Below are 15,793 nucleotides of genomic sequence, written 5' to 3'. Positions count from 1 at the left end.
ATGCGAATAAAACGCTTGTTCGAACCGCCGAATGGCGGCGTTCGGCGCACGATATCGATCACGGCGCAGCGCGGGCTTGCTATCATTCGCCTACCTTATGTTTCCTCGCGTTGTCCGCATGCCCCAGCTCATCCTGCTCAACAAGCCTTACGGCGTGATTTGCCAGTTCTCTGAACATCCTACTCACTCCACGCTGAAATCCTGCGTGGCGCAGTCCGGCGTCTATCCGGCCGGCCGGCTCGATACCGACAGCGAGGGCTTGCTGCTGTTGACCGGGGATGGCGCGCTGCAGCACCGCATCGCGGATCCGCGCTGGAAGCTGCCCAAGACTTATTGGGTGCAGGTGGAGGGCGAGCCCAAGGACGAGCAGCTGGAGATACTGCGCCGGGGCGTGGACCTGGGCGATTTCGTCACGCAGCCGGCCCAGGTGAGGCGCATCGACAGTCCGGAGCTGTGGCCGCGCAATCCGCCGGTGCGTTTTCGCAAGACGGTGCCCGACTGCTGGCTGGAAATCATCATCAGCGAAGGCAAGAACCGCCAGGTGAGAAGGATGACGGCCAAGGCGGGCCTGCCGACGCTGCGCCTAGTACGGGTGGCGATCGGTCCCTGGAAGCTGGATGGATTGCAGCCCGGAGAGGCGCGCGCGATCGAGGTTTCGCTTCAGGATTTGCCGCGGGCGCAGTCAGCCGGCCGTGTCGGCAAGCCGCGGACCAACGCGCCTCAGGCGCCGAGTCCGGCCAAAACGGGGAAAAAACCTGCCTTCCGTTTCGCGCGCGGCAAGAAACCCTAAGCCGCCGGGGCGGTGTTTTGGCGGGAATGGCGATTGGCGCAGGGAGGCGCGGACCGAGATTGCCGTATTTGCCGGGCTGAAATGCGGAGCGGGAAAGCTTTCGCTTTCCCGCTGGGGTGTTGCGGCGCCGATGCCGCGCGCCGATCTATTGGGTCACGGACCAAACAGCTAGTGGTTATGATGATCCTCGAAATAAGCGATCGGACCCGCGCTGGTTAGGCCGATATGGAAGTTCGAGCTTTCCGAGAACACCTCGCCGGCGCTTTCGGCAGCCCGTACGAATTCGAACAGCACTTCAACTTCCTTGAACTTGCGCGCCAAGATCAGATTTCCATCCAGCCAATTGTGAATCTCGTCCGAATGCGGGTGCTGGTTTTCCAGCGAGAGCTGGAAGCCTTCACCGCTGATCAAGCTGATGGCCGGCGGCATGCTGATGTCGAACTGGCTCAATTCCTTTTGCGCCAGCTCCGCGAAGCTGGACAGTTCGAGGTTGGCCTTTTCCCGGATATCGGAAAGGGCAATGGACCCGTCGTCCCCGATGTGGCCAAGCAGCTGGCTCAAGCTGGGAATGGCGGAGGTGGTTTCAAACGACATCACTTGCTCCTCTTCTGAACGTTACCATCTAGTAATAATAGGAAACGATTCCTCGAGTGAGCTGGTCAATTGGCCAGTTTTTTGAGTTCGAACAGCAGATCCAGCGCCTGGCGCGGGCTCAACTCATTGGGATCAATCTCGTGTAGACGGTCCACTGCCGGATTAAGTTCCGGCTCGGGAGCCGGCGCCGGCGCGGCGAACAGATCCGGCTGCACGCGGGCGGCGGACTGGTTTTCCAGGTCGGCCAGATGGCGGCGGGCATCGCGGATCACCTTGCCCGGCACGCCGGCCAGCTGCGCCACCGCCAGGCCGTAGCTCTGGCTGGCCGGGCCGTCTTCCACGTGGTGCAGGAATACGATGCGGTCCTTGTGTTCCACGGCGGACAGGTGCACGTTGGCCACCGCCGGGTATTCGCCGGCCAGCGTGGTCAGCTCGAAATAGTGGGTGGCGAACAGCGTGTAGGCGCGGTTTTTCTCGATCAGCGCGCGGGCGATGGCCCAGGCCAGCGCCAGGCCGTCGAAAGTGGATGTCCCGCGGCCCACCTCGTCCATCAACACTAGCGAGTGCTCGCTCGAGTTGTTGAGAATGTTGGCGGTCTCGGTCATTTCCACCATGAAGGTGGAGCGGCCGCCCGCCAAGTCATCCGACGCGCCGATGCGGGTGAAGATGCGGTCGATCGGACCGATCACGGCGCTGTCGGCCGGCACGAAGCTGCCGACATGAGCCAAGAGCGTGATCAGCGCGTTCTGCCGCATATAGGTCGATTTACCGCCCATGTTCGGGCCGGTGATCAACAGCAGCTTGCGTTCGGCGGACAGCTTGGTGTCGTTGGCGATGAAGCGTTCCACCTCGGCCTCCACCACCGGGTGGCGGCCGGCGACGATGTCCAGCCGGGGCTCGGGCACGAATTGCGGCTCGGCGTAATTGCCGATGGCGGCACGCTGGGCAAACGCAGCCAGCACGTCCAGGGCTGCGACGGCCTGGGAGATCAGCTTCAGTTCGGCGATGTGCGGCGCCAACTCGTCCAGCAGCGCCTCGTACAGCTGCTTTTCCAGCGCCAGCGCCCGGTCTTGCGCGGTCAGCGCCTTGTCTTCGAATTCCTTCAGCTCCGGCGTGATGTAGCGCTCGGCGTTCTTCAGCGTCTGGCGGCGGCGATAGTCGTCCGGCACCTTGTCCGATTGGGCCTTGGACACCTCGATATAGAAGCCGTGCACGCGGTTGAATTCCACCTTCAGCGTGGTGATGCCGGTGCGCTCCTTCTCGCGCGCTTCCAGTTTCAGCAGGAAATCGCCGCAGTCGGTCTGGATGGCGCGCAGTTCGTCCAGCACCGGGCTGAAGCCGTCGTTGATCACGCCGCCGTCGCGCAGGAAGGTGGCGGGTTCCGGCAGGATGGACGCGGCCAGCATCTTTTGCACCGGCGAATCGACCGGCAGCACGCCGGAGAGCTCATTCAGCAGCTCGGAGTCCAGCGAGGCCGCCAGCGTCTTGACGCCGGCCAGCGCGGTCAGCGAGTCGCGCAGCGCCGACAGGTCGCGCGGGCGGGCCGAGCGCAGCGCCACCCGCGAGGTGATGCGCTCAATGTCGGACACCTGGTCCAGCTCGGCATGCACGTCCTGGTAACGCGCCAGCAGCGCGCGCACCGCGCCGTGGCGGCGGGCCAGCTTGCCATGGTTGCGCATCGGGTGGTGCAGCCAGTGGCCGAGCAGGCGGCTGCCCATGCTGGTGGCGCAGGTGTCGAGCAGGGAAGCCAGCGTCGGCGAGGCTTCGCCGCGTATGGTTTCGGTCAGCTCCAGATTGCGGCGGGTGGCGGCGTCCATGCGGATCAGCTCGCCGGCTTCCTCCACCGACAGCGCGGCGATGTGGGCCGGGTTCACGCCCTGGGTGGACTTCACGTATTCCAGCAAGGCGCCGGCCGCGCCGACGGCCACCGGCAGCGTGTCGGCGCCGAAGCCGGCCAGGTCGCGGGTGCCGAAGTGGCGGGTCAGCGCCAGCTTGGATGATTCGATGTCGAACTGCCACGGCGGCAGTTTTTTCTTCGGCGTCGAGATGCCTTCGAAGGCGGCGAGGCCGGTGTCGTCCGGGATCACCAGCTCGGCCGGCTTCAGCCGCTCCAGTTCGCTGGACAAGTCCTCGACATCGGCCTGCATCACCTTGAACTCGCCGCTGGCGAGCGACAGCCAGGCCAGGCCCAGCACGCCCTTGACCATGTTGACCGCCAGCACCAGGTTGTCGCGCTTGTCGTCCAGCAGCGCGGCGTCGGTCAGCGTGCCCGGCGTGACGATGCGCACCACCTTGCGCTCCACCGGCCCCTTGGCCAGCGCCGGGTCGCCGATCTGTTCGGCGATGGCCACCGATTCGCCCATCTTCACCAGCCGCGCCAGGTAGCCTTCGGCGGCGTGGTAGGGAATGCCGGCCATCTTGATCGGCACGCCGGCGCTGGCGCCGCGCGCGGTCAACGTGATGTCCAGCAAGCGCGCCGCTTTTTCCGCATCCTCGTAGAACAGCTCGTAGAAATCGCCCATGCGGTAGAACAGCAGCTTGTCTGCGTGGTCGCGCTTCAGGGCGAAATATTGGGCCATCATCGGGGTGTGCTGGGGCGTGCTCATCGGGTGTCGGGCTCTGCTCTTGTGTCGGTCTGGATAAATGCTGAACGCCCCGGTGAAGGCGGGGCGTTGGAATCGCCGCCATTCTAACGCGCGGCGGCGGGGGTGTCAGCCGCCGCCGGCTGCGGCAGAATGGCGTCATCGCCATTGGAGAACCCGTCATGTCCTATCTCGACCCGCAATCCACGCTGCGCCGCCTGTTTGACGCCGCCGTCGCCAGCGCGATGCCGCAGCGGCTGGCCGATCATCTGCCGCCGCCTCCCAAGGGGCGCGTCGTGGTGGTCGGCGCCGGCAAGGCCGCCGCGGCGATGGCGCGGGAATTGGAGCGGGTGTGGCCGGGGGAAATGTCCGGCGTGGTGGCGACGCGTTACGGCCACGCGGCGCCGACTGAGCGGATCACGGTGCTGGAGGCCTCGCACCCGATTCCGGACGCGGCCGGTTGCGTGGCGGCCGAACGCATTTTGCGAGCTGTTCAAGGGCTGAGCGAAGACGATTTGGTGATCTGCCTGCTGTCCGGAGGAGGATCAGCCTTGCTGACCTTGCCGGCCAGTGGCGTCAGCCTGGAGGATAAACAGGAGGTGAGCCGGCAATTGCTGGCCTGCGGCGCGGGCATCGACGAGATGAACGCGGTGCGCAAGCATCTCTCCGCCATCAAAGGCGGGCGGCTGGCCTTGGCCTGCGCGCCGGCCAAGCTGGTGACGCTGGCGATTTCCGACGTGGTGGGCGACGATCCGGCGGTGATCGCCTCCGGGCCGACCGTGGCCGACCCCAGCACCTATGCCGACGCCCGAGCTGTCATCGCCAAATATGGCCTGGCCCTGCCGCCCGCGCTCACGGCTTTGCTGGAGGCGGAGCCGGACGAAACGCCTAAGCCCGGCGACGCCCGGCTGGCGCATGCCGAGTACCGGCTGATCGCCACTCCCCAGCTGGCGTTGCAGGCGGCTGCGGAGGAGGCGAAGCGTATGGGGTTGAACGTGCTGCTGCTGGGCGACAGCATAGAAGGCGAGGCGCGCGAGGCGGCCAAGGTCCACGCGGGCATCGCGCGCCAGATCGCCGCGCATGGCGCGCCGGTGGCGAGGCCGGCGCTGATCCTGTCCGGCGGCGAAACCACGGTGACGCTGAAAGGCCGGGGCAGGGGCGGGCGCAACAGCGAGTTTCTGCTCTCGCTGGCCATCGCGTTGAGCGGCTTGCCGGGCGTATACGCGCTGGCGGCGGACACCGACGGCATAGACGGCAGCGAGGACAATGCCGGCGCGTTGATGGCGCCGGACACGCTGGCGCGGGCGGCGGCGCTGGGCGTGGATGCCGGCGCGCGCTTGGCGGACAACGACGGCTACGGTTTCTTCGCCGCGTTGGGCGATCTATTGATTACTGGCCCGACGCATACCAACGTCAACGATTTCCGCGCGATTCTGCTGTTGTAAGTGCCTGTCTGAGGCGTTTGGGGCGGGGAAATCGCGCGAGTAGGCGCTCAGACCGTAAAACGACCGGCCAGGCTCACCAGCCGCTGGGCAATCGCTTGCAGCTCGCCTGCCGTTTCCGCGCTGTCCCGGACCGCCATGCTGTTCTGTTCCGACATCTTCGACACTTGCTCCACGTTCTGCGCCAGCGCCTGGCTGGCGTGGCTCTGTTCTCGCAGCGAAGACGTGATCTGATGGATGCTGTGCAGCACGTCGTCCACGCAGTGGCGGATATTGTCCATGCTGCTGCCGGCTTCGCGGGCGCGCTGTTGGCCGTCCATGATGGACTTCATCCCCAGCTGCATGCTGTCGTTGCCCTTCTGCGCGGTGTTTTGGATCTGACTGACGATATTGCTGATCTCGGTGGTGGACAGCGCGGTGCGCTCCGCCAGCTTTCTCACTTCGTCGGCCACCACGGCGAAGCCGCGGCCCATCTCGCCGGCGCGCGCCGCCTCGATCGCCGCGTTCAGCGCCAGCAGATTGGTCTGGTCGGCCACGTCGCGGATCACGTCGACGATGCCGGCGATGGATTCGGATTGCTTGCCCAGATCGGCTATGGTGTTGGAGACCGATGACACGTCGCGCACGATGCCGTCCATGCTGCTGGCGGTGGCGGCGATCACCTGGTTGCCGTCCGACGAGCGGCTGGCGGCATCGGTGGACAGGCGGTTGGCTTGCTCGGACTGTTCCGCGCATACCGACAGGCTGGTGCTGAGCTGCTCTATTGCCGCGGCCATGCTGCAGGCGGCCTCGCTCTGCTGGGCGCTGCCTGCGGTGATGCTCTGCGCGCTGTGCGCCATGGCGTCGGCGGCTAGATTGACCTCGCGCGAGGTGTCCAGCAACTGGGCCACGGTCTCGCGCAGCTGGTTGCGCATCTGGCGGATCGCCGCCAGCAGGCTGAGGTCATCCCGGTCGCGCAGATGAATGCGGGTGTCCAACCGGCCCGCAGCCAGCTGTTCCACCACTTGCTGCACGTAAAGCGGTTCTCCGCCCAGTTGCAGCGTGATGGATAGGTAGAGCTGGTGGAACAGAAAGATGGCCAGCAGCATCGACGCGACGCCGATGGCGATATAGGTGTCGCGCTGGCTGGCGGTGCGGTCTATCCGCGCCTGCAGCAGCAGGTCCAGCTGTTTCAGGCCGGCGGCGATGTAGGCGGACACCGTTTCGGCCCCGGCGGCGCTGTGTCCCGACACTTTCAGGCCGGCCGCGCCGGTCTTGCCGCCGACCGCGTCGTCTATCGTCGGCAGCTGGGTTTTGAGCGTCGCCGCCAGCTTGTCCGCCTGGGCTGACATGTCCGGCTTCAGGCCGGCGTTGTAGGCCACGGCCTTGGCGATGTCGCTGGCCAGGCCGTCGTTGACCTCGGCGATCAGCGGCCGCAGCTCCACCAGGCGGTCGCGTTGGGCGGGGTCAAGCGGATGGTTGGCTTCAGCCAGCGTGGCGATGGCATTGGCCTCGCCCAGATGGCTGACCAGCGTGGTCAGCTTGGCGGTGGCGGCGTCCATCAAGTAATAGGTGTCGATGTCCGGGTCAAGCGTCAGGTTGGAGTTGTCGCTGATGACGCCGATCAGATTGTTCAGCTTGTCGCTGAGATTGCCGTAGGCGGCGATCCATTGCGTAGGCTGGGCGGACTGCGTGGCCTTCAGCTTGTCCCAGGCCGCGGCGGCGTCCTTCCAGGCGGCGTCGCTGGCCAGTTCCAGGCCCAGCCGGCCGTTGGCGTCTTGCAGCGCCTGCCATTTGGCTTGCAACTGCTGGGCGGCGGCGGGAAAGCCGCTTCTGGCCTGGGCGTCGCCCAGTGCCGCGCGCACGGCCAGCTCCTGGCCCTGCTGGGTCTGGGCCAGCATCGCGGTCAGCGGCTGCATGTAGGCGACGCCCACCTTTTCCTTGGCGGTGGAGTCGATATTGTCCTGGTTGCTGCGGTACAGGCCGTAGACCAGATACAGCAGCGCCGCGGCGAACAGCACGCCGATCACGGCGAAGCGTTGCGGATAGCTCAGGCGCTGCATCAGCCTGACGATGGGTGTGGACATGGCGCGGCTCCTTGCGAAAGCGGGTTGCCGCGCCATCTGTTGCCCGGCACGCTTGCATACCCTTTGTATAAGTGATTTTGCTTATCTCACAGGGAAAAATATCCGCTACTGGCTTTACTGGCAGTTCCGTACGGAACGGAATGGCGCGCCGGGGCGGCCCCGGCGCGGAGGGAAGAGAGTTTCAGATGGTTTTGGAGTAGTGGGCGTGGGTTTCGCGTTCACGCAGATGGCGGTCGAAGATCATCGCGATATTGCGGATCAGAAAGCGGCCCTGGGGCTCCACCATCAGGAAGTCTCCGTCGAAGGAGAGCAGGCCCTGTTGCTGGAATTCGCGTATCTGTGGCATTTCCGCCGCAAAATACTGGGCGAAATTGATGCCGTGGATTTCTTCTATCGCTTCCACCGATAGTGCGAAACGGCACATCAGGCTCTGGATGATGGTCCGGCGCAGCACATCGTCGTTGTCCAGCGTCAGTCCGCGCACCACCGGCAGCCGGCCCTGGTCCAGCGCCGCGTAATAGCCATCCAGCGTTTTGTCGTTCTGGCTGTAACAGGAGCCCACCTTGCCGATGGAGGAGACGCCGAAGGCCAGCATGTCGCAATCGGAATGGGTGGAATAGCCCTGGAAGTTGCGTTGCAGCCGGCCCTGGCGCAGGGCGATGGCCAGCTCGTCGTCGGGCTTGGCGAAATGATCCATGCCGATGAACACGTAGCCGGCGTCGGTCAGCGTCTTCACCGCGTCCTGCAGGATGTCCAGCTTGACCGCGGCCGGCGGCAGATCCGCCTCGTTGATTCGCCGTTGCGGCATGAACACGCTGGGAAGGTGGGCGTAGTTGTACAGCGACAGCCGGTCGGGGTCCAGCGCCAGCGCCTTCCGCAGCGTGTCGCGCATGGTTTCGCGGCTTTGCAGCGGCAGGCCGTAGATCAGGTCCAGGCTGACCGATTTGAATCCGCCTTCGCGCGCCGCTTCGATCACCGCGCGGGTTTCCTCTTCGGTCTGAATCCGGTTTACCGCGCGCTGCACCGCGGGATCGAAATCTTGTATGCCCACGCTGACGCGGTTGAAACCATATCCTGCCAATTTCAGCATGGTTTCACGTTTTACCTTGCGCGGATCAATCTCTATGGAATATTCTCCGTCGCTCAGGAATTCGAAGTGGGTGCTCAGGATGCCCATCAGCCGCTCAAGCTGGGCATCGGACAGGAAGGTGGGCGTACCGCCGCCGAAGTGCAGCTGTATCACTTTTTCCCGGATGCCCAGCTCCGCGGACACCAGGCGGATTTCCTTCTCCAGATAGTCCAGATACTGGTCCGCCTTGCCGCTATCTTTGGTGATGATCTTGTTGCAGGCGCAGTAATAACAGATGGTGTTGCAAAAAGGTATATGAGCGTACAATGATAGAGGCTTGCGGTTGGCGCCGATCTGGCGCTGACGCAATTTGTCCAGATAGTCTTGCGTCGAGAAATTAGACGTAAAACGATCTGCCGTCGGGTAGGATGTGTATCTAGGCCCCGCGCCATCCAGCCTCTCGATCAACTCGCGATCGAAGACAAAATGGGCGGGAGAGAAGGGGTGGGTAGTTTTCATGTCGTATTCGGATGGTAAAACTTCTGGAGGACTGGTAAATTTGCGAAAAATTAGTGAATTCCGCCTTGATAAGGGTCAAGCTTCGCCGGCTTGCACATACAGCATGTCTGAACAAAACCAAACCTCCCTGCATACGCTGAAAATTTCCTGCTCCAGCTGCAGCCTGCGCGAGCTATGCCTGCCTGTCGGTCTGAACCGCGAGGAAATGGGCCAGCTGGACGCGGTGATCCGCCAGAGCCGCCGCCTGAAGCGCGGCGAATACCTGTTCCGCAGCGGCGAGTCCTTCAAGTCGCTGTACGCGATCCGCACCGGCTTCTTCAAAACCTGTGTCGCCAGCCAGGATGGCCGCGAACAGGTGACCGGCTTCCTGATGTCGGGCGAGCTGATGGGCTTGGACGGCATTTCCTCCAGCAACCACAGCTGCGACGCGGTGGCGCTGGAGGACAGCGAAGTATGCGAGCTGCCGTTCACCCGGATGGAGTCGCTGTCCCGCGACATCCCCAGCCTGCAGCACCACTTCTACCGCCTGATGAGCCGCGAGATCGTGCGCGACCAGAACGTGATGCTGCTGCTGGGCAATATGAAGGCGGAGGAGCGCATCGCCGCCTTCCTGCTGAACTTGTCGCAGCGGCTGTCCACCCGGGGCTTCGCCGCCAACGACTTCATCCTGCGCATGAGCCGCGAAGAGATCGGCAGCTTCCTCGGCCTGAAGTTGGAAACGGTCAGCCGCACGCTGTCCAAGTTCCAGCAGCAGGGCTGGATCACCGTCGATCACAAGCACATCCAACTGGTGCTGGTAGACGAGCTGAAAAACCTGATTTCAGGCTGCATGCACGCCGACGGCCACTAAGGCTGTCCGGAATCGGCAATCAAGGCAGGCGCGACGCCTGCCTTTTTTCATGTCCGCGAGATTTTGAGCTTCAGCGCCGCCAGGCGCGCCGGGTCCGGCCAGCCGGGCGGGACGACGAAGCCGCGCGCGATCTCGCGCCACATGCCGCGGCCGACCGCTCGCAGTTCGGCCAGCAGCTGCGGCGCCGGTATCGCTTGCAGCCGCGCGCGCAGGGCCGCCTCGTCCAGCGTATCGGCTTTGGCCAGCAGCGCCGGGGCGAGCCATGACAGCCTGGGCAGCCAGGCCCAGCGCGAATCGCCGCCGGCGCGCGGCCAGGGGGCGTCCCTCGGCGCGAGCCAGCCGCGCAGCTGATGGGGGTTGAGCGGCGCGGGCGGAGATTGGTCCGCCGGATAGAAGAACCAGCCGCAGAGCCGGGCCGCGGCGCGGCAGCTCTGGAAACCGTCCGGGAGGACGGACTGCGCGTCTGGATGGCGGGAAAGCCGCAATTGTGTTGTGGTTTTGGTCGCTTTCAAATGCCAGGCGTCATTGAGGCCGGGACCGACCAGATCGTCGGCGGTTTCGCCCAGCGAAAGGTAAAGCTTGCTGGCTGTTTCCAGATGCCAGGGCTCGCCGTCCAGCAGCAGCAGGAAGTCGAACTCTCCGATGGTCCGGCGCTCCCTGTTTATGACTTTAAGATTTTCTGCGACTGGTTTGATGTGCGGGGCTTGATGAAACCAGAAGGAAAAAAGCCGTTCGGCATATTGCCCCAGCCGCTTGGCGGCGGCGACAGCCAGCCAGGCCTCCAGCTTGGCTGGCGCATGATCCAGCCGGGCCAGCAGCGCCTCGCCGTCCGGCCCCAGCAATCGTTCCGGCGGCAGATCGGCGCCGCACAGCCAGGGCGAAGGAGAGGTCAGCAGAAAGGCGAGGTCGCGCACCGCGGGGCGCGCGTAGGGCAGGGCGAGGCCGGGCTCAGTCGGCATCCCCGGGACGGCCGGAGGCGGTGCGCTGCACCTGTTTGTAGAAGCCGCGCAGGATGTCGATCTCCTCGCGCAGCATCCCGGCGCGGTGGAACATGGTGCGCATCCGGCGCATCAGCCGCTCGCTGTTGCGGCGCTGGAAGTAGCCGATCTCGTCCATCGCCTGTTCCAGGTGGCCGCACATGCCGTCCACCTCGCTCTGGGTCGCCGCTTCGCCCTCGGCGCGCAGGTATTCCACGTCCACGTCGGTGTGGCTGAACAGTTCGTAGGTCATCACCTGCACCGCCATCGCCAGGTTCAGCGAGAAGTAGTCGGGGTTGCCGGGAATGGTCACCAGGCGGTTGCACTGTTCCACTTCCTCGATGGACAGGCCGAAGGTCTCGTTGCCGAATACCAGGGCCACTTGTTCGCCGTCGCGGGCGCGGGCGATCAATTCCGGCGTGGTCTGGCGCGGGGTGGACAGCGGCGTGGTCAGTTCGCGGCGGCGGCTGGTCAGTGCGCAGGCGACGGTGACGTCGGACAGCGCCTCGGCCAGCGTGGAAACCACGGCGGCGTTCTCCAGCAGATCCACCGCGCCCGAGGCCAGCGTGTTGGCCTCGTCGCTGGGGAAGACCTTGGGTTCGACCAGATACAGGCGGCTCAAACCCATGGTTTTCATCGCGCGCGCGGCCGAGCCGATATTGCCCGGATGGTTGGGCCGGGCGAGCACCACGCGGATGTTTTTCAGAAAATCAGGTACTTGGGGTTTATTCATTGGCGTTTTCACATTAAAATAGCGGGCATATACCAAAAGCCCGCGCCCAGGCGTCGGGTTTTTTTGTTCCTTAACCCAGATTGTTACCGGCGGGTGTCGCGTCATCGACGGACACCCGCCCATCGTTCAAGTGTAGAGGCCGTCAATGCATCCGATGCTCAATGTCGCGGTTAAAGCCGCTCGCCGCGCAGGCAGTGTTATCCAGCGCGCGTCGCTCAACCTCGACGCCATCCGCGTAGAGAAGAAAAAGCACAATGACTTTGTGACCGAGGTGGATCGCGCCGCCGAGGAAGCGATCATCAACGTCATTCTCGAAGCCTATCCGAAGCACGCGATTCTAGCAGAAGAGTCCGGCGCCAAAGGCATGGGTTCTTCCGAATACGAATGGATCATCGACCCGATCGACGGCACCACCAACTTCCTGCACGGCCATCCCCAGTACGGCATCTCGATCGCGCTGGCGCACAAGGGCCAGGTCCAGCAGGCGGTGGTCTACGACCCGAACCGCAACGATCTGTTCACCGCCTCGCGCGGCGTCGGCGCCTTCCTCAACGATCGCCGCATCCGCGTCTCCAAGCGCTTCATGATGAATGAGTGCGTGATCGGCACCGGTTTCCCGGTTTCCGACCAGAGTTACCTCGACCAATACCTGGGCATGCTGAAAGACGTGATCGGCAAGACCGCCGGCGTGCGCCGGGAAGGCGCCGCGTCGCTGGACCTGTGCAACGTCGCCTGCGGCCGCACCGAAGGCTTCTTCGAGCTGAACCTGAAGCCGTGGGACATCGCGGCCGGCAGCCTGATCGTGCAAGAAGCGGGCGGCATCGTCACCGACCCCACCGGCGAGCAGGGCTGGTTCGAGTCCGGCGATATCGTCGCCGGCAGCCCGAAGGTGCTGGCCCAGTTGCTGCATCTGCTGGCGCCGCACGTAAGCAAGTAAGCGGATAGATTATCCCGAAAACGGCAGACCACCCGGTCTGCCGTTTTTTTATGCCTGCAAGCACAGAGAGCGGAACTGTTGCCATCGCCGGCACTCTAGGTTCAATATACCTGATGGGGGTATTAAGGCCTTAGATAGGCCCTCAATGGAGCGCGCGATGCAAAGACGTCAAATGATGCGATGGGGGGCCGCGCTGGCCCTGGCGCCGTGGTGGCTCAGGCCGGCGGCGGCCGAGTCCGCCCATGCCGGCCACGGGGCGATGGCGATGGGAGAGGAGATGAGAGAGGCGATGCCGGATGCGGCGGCCCTGGGTTTGGCCAGGGGCTTGCCGTTGCCGGAGCTGAAGCGGTTGCCGCTGGAGCGCAAGGACGGCGCGTTGCAGGGCTGCCTGACCGCGGCCGCGGTGAGCCTGCCCTTGCTGCCCGGCAAGTCGGCGACGGCGTTCTGGGCTTACAACGACAGCGTGCCCGGTCCGGCGATCGAGTTGTCCGAGGGCGAGACGCTGGCCCTGCGCTTCGACAACCGCCTGCCGCAGCCTACCACCGTGCATTGGCATGGCCTGCCGATTCCAGCTGACCAGGACGGCAGTCCGCATGATCCGGTGCAGCCTGGCCAGGGGCGCGATTATCGATTCACGCTGCCGGCGGGAAGCGCCGGCAGCTACTGGTACCACCCGCATCCGCATGGCCATACCGCCGAGCAGGTGTACCGCGGCCTCGCCGGCGTGTTCGTGGTGAGAAGCGGCGACGATCCGCTGGCCCATCTGCCGGAGCGCTGGCTGGTGTTGTCCGACCTCAAGCTGGATGAAGACGGCAAGATCGCCGCCAATAGCGATGCCGACAAGATGGATGGCCGCGAGGGACAGTTCGTGCTGGTCAACGGCGCTTGGCAGCCCAAGCTGGCGTTGGGCATCGGCGAGCGCCAGCGCTGGCGGATCTGGAACGCCACCAGCGCGCGGGTGCTGAAGCTGGCGCTGCCGGCGCACGAGGTCTGGCTGGTCGGGACCGATGGCGGACTGATCGAAAAGCCGCGCCGCGTCGAATCTCTCGTGCTGCCGCCGGGGGCGCGCGCCGAGCTGGCCGTCACCGGCCGCTTCGCCGCAGGCAAGCCGGCCGGCCTGGTAGCGTTGCCGTACGCGCGCGGCAAGATGATGGGGCCGGAACAGGACAAGGCATTGCCCTTGCTGGACATCGAAGCCGGGAGCGCGGTAGTCACCGCCTCTTTGCCGGCTAGCCTGCGCCGGATCGATCCGCTGCCCAAGCCCTCGGTGACGCGACGCGTGGTCTTCAGCGAGGATATGGCCAATCCGGCGGCGATGTTTCTGATCAACGGCAAGACCTTCGACATGGACCGGATGGACTTCACCGGCAAGGTCGGAGCGGTGGAAGAGTGGGAAGTGGACAACCGGGCCGACATGGACCATCCCTTCCATTTGCACGGCACCCAGTTCCAGGTGACCGAGCGGCATGACGGCAAGGGCTGGCGGCGCGAGCCCTACCTTGCTTGGCGTGATGTGGTCAACGTGCCGCCGGCGCAGAAGGTGAGGCTGCGCTTCCGTCAGGACATTCCGGGGCCTCGGATGTTCCACTGCCACATCCTGGAGCATGAGGATGCCGGCATGATGGGGACGCTGGATGTCCGTGCCTAGCGCGATGGGATGGGCGATAATGCCGATATGAAAAATCCAGGAACCGTCATGGGCGATACACATTCTCCCCAGGAGTGCTGCCATGAAGCGGCGCAGGCCGAGCGCAGCGTGGTGCAGCCCGGCAAGGCCGCGCTGCTGAAGCGCCTGGCGCGGATCGAGGGCCAGGTGCGCGGCATCAGCGGCATGATCGAGTCCGACCGCTACTGCGTGGACGTGCTGACCCAGGTGGCGGCAGTGAAGTCGGCGCTGGACGCGGTGGCGCTGCAGTTGCTGGAGAACCACATGAAGGGCTGCGTTTCGCGCGCGCTGCAGCAGGGCGACGCCACCGGCATGGTGACCGAGCTGATCGATGTGGTGAAGAAGGTGCGTTGAGCCCAAGTCTTGAGCAAGCCCGCGTTCGCGGGCTTTTGTTTTCTTCGGGGAGTTGGCAATGAAAAAATTGGCATGTCTCGCGCTGCTGTTCGCCGGCGCCGCCCACGCGGCGCCGATTCCGTTCGAAACCTACATCAAGCTGCACAACGGCATGCTGGAAGCCGAAGTGGTGTCCATGGTCGGCGCGCCCGATTACAGCAGCGACAGCAATCAGGGCCAGTTGACCGGCGGACGGGTGACGACCGTTTCCACCACCCGCCAGCTGTCCTGGCTGGCCAACGGCCAGATTCCCTACACCACCATCGTCACGCTGCGCGACGGGGTGGTGGTGGATATCAAGCGCGACAAGAAGTTGTAAATCCGCCGCGGTTTGCCGGCGCAGCGCGTTGATGTTCCTGAATAAATGCGCCTAAAGTTTGCTTGGTCGCGGCAAAGTGCGTAGAATGCTGCGGTTTACTACCTTGCCTTTCGCAATCGCATGGCGGAAGGCTACGAATAGCCAAAAGGAGTTCACATGCGCCATTACGAAATCGTGTTCATCGTGCACCCGGACCAGTCCGAACAGGTCCCGGCCATGATCGAACGCTACAAGGGTATGGTTCTGGCCGCCGAAGGCAAGATCCACCGTCTGGAAGACTGGGGCCGCCGCCAACTGGCTTACCCGATCCAAAAGCTGCACAAAGCTCACTACGTTCTGATGAACGTTGAGTGCCAGTCGGAAACCCTGGCCGAGATCGAGCACGCCTTCAAGTTCAACGACGCTGTTCTGCGTCACCTCAGCATCAAGCTGGACCGCGCCATCACCGACGCGTCCCCGATGATGAAGGACGAAAAGGCTAAAAACCTGCTGGACGCCCAGCAGCCGGCAGCCGAGGCCGAAGCTTCTGCCTAATAGGCAGAGGTAACGGACTTGCAGAACCGTCTGGTATTGACCGTCACGGTTGAACGCGAGGATGCGCTGAGATACACGCCCGCCGGCTTGCCGGTAGTGGAAATGTGGCTCAAGCATCAGTCTAGACAGACAGCTGGCGGATTCGAACGCGATGTGGCCTGCGATATACAGGCCGTGTGGATAGGCGACGACGCCCGGAAATATTCCGGGAAACTGGCGGGACAGGTGATCAACGTCACCGGATTCCTCGGCCAGCGCAGTCTGCGCAATCCGCGGTTGGTACTCAATATCGAATATGTTGAATTTGTAAAAGGTTAGTCAA

The 15,793-nt window shown here is 64.2% G+C and carries 15 protein-coding genes; 9 read left to right on the top strand and 6 right to left on the bottom strand.

From position 1 onward, the window contains the following. The first annotated feature begins 118 nt into the window (after nucleotides 1-118). A complete protein-coding gene (locus LQR33_RS15070; protein WP_231177254.1) occupies nucleotides 119-790 on the top strand; it encodes a pseudouridine synthase in 672 nt (223 codons plus the stop codon). Between the two features lie 168 nt (nucleotides 791-958). Here LQR33_RS15070 and LQR33_RS15065 read toward each other — a convergent pair whose 3' ends face one another. Next, the gene (locus LQR33_RS15065; protein WP_021476688.1) at nucleotides 959-1,384 is read right to left on the bottom strand and encodes a hypothetical protein; all 426 of its coding nucleotides are present in this window, start codon (nucleotides 1,382-1,384) and stop codon (nucleotides 959-961) included. 65 nt (nucleotides 1,385-1,449) lie between these two features. After that, the gene (gene mutS, locus LQR33_RS15060; RefSeq protein WP_221663603.1) at nucleotides 1,450-3,990 is read right to left on the bottom strand and encodes a DNA mismatch repair protein MutS; all 2,541 of its coding nucleotides are present in this window, start codon (nucleotides 3,988-3,990) and stop codon (nucleotides 1,450-1,452) included. Between the two features lie 158 nt (nucleotides 3,991-4,148). On the opposite strand from mutS, the gene LQR33_RS15055 reads away from it, so the two are divergent. Further along, nucleotides 4,149-5,411 carry a glycerate kinase type-2 family protein gene (locus tag LQR33_RS15055; protein ID WP_221667264.1) on the top strand — a complete coding sequence of 421 codons (1,263 nt, stop codon included), beginning with the start codon at nucleotides 4,149-4,151 and terminating at the stop codon, nucleotides 5,409-5,411. 47 nt (nucleotides 5,412-5,458) lie between these two features. Here LQR33_RS15055 and LQR33_RS15050 read toward each other — a convergent pair whose 3' ends face one another. Both LQR33_RS15050 and hemN read right to left on the bottom strand, forming a co-directional pair. Then, nucleotides 5,459-7,474 (bottom strand): methyl-accepting chemotaxis protein, encoded by a 2,016-nt coding sequence (locus tag LQR33_RS15050; RefSeq protein ID WP_231469573.1) that lies wholly within the window; start codon nucleotides 7,472-7,474, stop codon nucleotides 5,459-5,461. A 181-nt stretch (nucleotides 7,475-7,655) separates the two neighbouring features. After that, nucleotides 7,656-9,062, bottom strand: a complete 1,407-nt coding sequence (hemN, locus tag LQR33_RS15045) for an oxygen-independent coproporphyrinogen III oxidase (RefSeq protein WP_231469571.1) — start codon at nucleotides 9,060-9,062, stop codon at nucleotides 7,656-7,658. 103 nt (nucleotides 9,063-9,165) lie between these two features. Between hemN and fnr the strand changes: the two genes are divergently transcribed. Further along, a complete protein-coding gene (gene fnr, locus LQR33_RS15040) occupies nucleotides 9,166-9,912 on the top strand; it encodes a fumarate/nitrate reduction transcriptional regulator Fnr (RefSeq protein WP_021476683.1) in 747 nt (248 codons plus the stop codon). 47 nt (nucleotides 9,913-9,959) lie between these two features. Here the strand turns inward: fnr and LQR33_RS15035 are convergent, their stop codons facing one another. Together LQR33_RS15035 and LQR33_RS15030 are read right to left on the bottom strand one after the other, a co-directional pair. Beyond that, nucleotides 9,960-10,871 (bottom strand): DUF1853 family protein, encoded by a 912-nt coding sequence (locus LQR33_RS15035; RefSeq protein ID WP_231469569.1) that lies wholly within the window; start codon nucleotides 10,869-10,871, stop codon nucleotides 9,960-9,962. Next, on the bottom strand, nucleotides 10,861-11,622 hold the full coding sequence (locus LQR33_RS15030) for an RNA methyltransferase (RefSeq protein ID WP_221667260.1): 762 nt from the start codon (nucleotides 11,620-11,622) through the stop codon (nucleotides 10,861-10,863). Before LQR33_RS15030 ends, LQR33_RS15035 begins: the two co-directional genes overlap by 11 nt. Nucleotides 11,623-11,767: 145 nt before the next feature. Here LQR33_RS15030 and LQR33_RS15025 point away from each other — a divergent pair, with 145 nt between their 5' ends. The 6 genes from LQR33_RS15025 to priB all read left to right on the top strand — a co-directional run bounded on the left by LQR33_RS15025 (nucleotide 11,768) and on the right by priB (nucleotide 15,789). Beyond that, nucleotides 11,768-12,559, top strand: a complete 792-nt coding sequence (locus tag LQR33_RS15025) for an inositol monophosphatase family protein (RefSeq protein WP_021476680.1) — start codon at nucleotides 11,768-11,770, stop codon at nucleotides 12,557-12,559. Between the two features lie 157 nt (nucleotides 12,560-12,716). Next, on the top strand, nucleotides 12,717-14,207 hold the full coding sequence (locus LQR33_RS15020) for a multicopper oxidase family protein (RefSeq protein WP_231469566.1): 1,491 nt from the start codon (nucleotides 12,717-12,719) through the stop codon (nucleotides 14,205-14,207). A gap of 48 nt (nucleotides 14,208-14,255) precedes the next feature. Then, a complete protein-coding gene (locus LQR33_RS15015) occupies nucleotides 14,256-14,579 on the top strand; it encodes a metal-sensitive transcriptional regulator (protein WP_021476678.1) in 324 nt (107 codons plus the stop codon). Between the two features lie 58 nt (nucleotides 14,580-14,637). Further along, a complete protein-coding gene (locus LQR33_RS15010) occupies nucleotides 14,638-14,937 on the top strand; it encodes a hypothetical protein (RefSeq protein WP_166440158.1) in 300 nt (99 codons plus the stop codon). Between the two features lie 156 nt (nucleotides 14,938-15,093). Beyond that, nucleotides 15,094-15,471, top strand: coding sequence for a 30S ribosomal protein S6 (gene rpsF, locus LQR33_RS15005; protein WP_021476675.1), 378 nt, complete (start codon nucleotides 15,094-15,096; stop codon nucleotides 15,469-15,471). Between the two features lie 18 nt (nucleotides 15,472-15,489). Further along, nucleotides 15,490-15,789 carry a primosomal replication protein N gene (gene priB / locus LQR33_RS15000; protein ID WP_221667259.1) on the top strand — a complete coding sequence of 100 codons (300 nt, stop codon included), beginning with the start codon at nucleotides 15,490-15,492 and terminating at the stop codon, nucleotides 15,787-15,789. Nucleotides 15,790-15,793: the final 4 nt, after the last annotated feature.

The organism is Chromobacterium piscinae, from assembly GCF_021129175.1.
GTDB lineage: Bacteria > Pseudomonadota > Gammaproteobacteria > Burkholderiales > Chromobacteriaceae > Chromobacterium > Chromobacterium piscinae.
This window is presented reverse-complemented; position numbering and strand designations above follow the sequence as displayed.

What these genes read in the sequence shown, in the direction of transcription:
- LQR33_RS15015 (WP_021476678.1), top strand. Translation starts at nt 14,256, where the DNA reads ATGGGCGATACACATTCTCCCCAGGAGTGCTGCCATGAAGCGGCGCAG.
- LQR33_RS15020 (WP_231469566.1), top strand. Translation starts at nt 12,717, where the DNA reads ATGCAAAGACGTCAAATGATGCGATGGGGGGCCGCGCTGGCCCTGGCG.
- mutS (WP_221663603.1), bottom strand. Translation starts at nt 3,990, where the DNA reads ATGAGCACGCCCCAGCACACCCCGATGATGGCCCAATATTTCGCCCTG.
- LQR33_RS15065 (WP_021476688.1), bottom strand. Translation starts at nt 1,384, where the DNA reads ATGTCGTTTGAAACCACCTCCGCCATTCCCAGCTTGAGCCAGCTGCTT.
- rpsF (WP_021476675.1), top strand. Translation starts at nt 15,094, where the DNA reads ATGCGCCATTACGAAATCGTGTTCATCGTGCACCCGGACCAGTCCGAA.
- LQR33_RS15055 (WP_221667264.1), top strand. Translation starts at nt 4,149, where the DNA reads ATGTCCTATCTCGACCCGCAATCCACGCTGCGCCGCCTGTTTGACGCC.
- LQR33_RS15050 (WP_231469573.1), bottom strand. Translation starts at nt 7,474, where the DNA reads ATGTCCACACCCATCGTCAGGCTGATGCAGCGCCTGAGCTATCCGCAA.
- LQR33_RS15070 (WP_231177254.1), top strand. Translation starts at nt 119, where the DNA reads ATGCCCCAGCTCATCCTGCTCAACAAGCCTTACGGCGTGATTTGCCAG.
- hemN (WP_231469571.1), bottom strand. Translation starts at nt 9,062, where the DNA reads ATGAAAACTACCCACCCCTTCTCTCCCGCCCATTTTGTCTTCGATCGC.
- LQR33_RS15010 (WP_166440158.1), top strand. Translation starts at nt 14,638, where the DNA reads ATGAAAAAATTGGCATGTCTCGCGCTGCTGTTCGCCGGCGCCGCCCAC.
- LQR33_RS15035 (WP_231469569.1), bottom strand. Translation starts at nt 10,871, where the DNA reads ATGCCGACTGAGCCCGGCCTCGCCCTGCCCTACGCGCGCCCCGCGGTG.
- fnr (WP_021476683.1), top strand. Translation starts at nt 9,166, where the DNA reads ATGTCTGAACAAAACCAAACCTCCCTGCATACGCTGAAAATTTCCTGC.
- LQR33_RS15030 (WP_221667260.1), bottom strand. Translation starts at nt 11,622, where the DNA reads ATGAATAAACCCCAAGTACCTGATTTTCTGAAAAACATCCGCGTGGTG.
- LQR33_RS15025 (WP_021476680.1), top strand. Translation starts at nt 11,768, where the DNA reads ATGCATCCGATGCTCAATGTCGCGGTTAAAGCCGCTCGCCGCGCAGGC.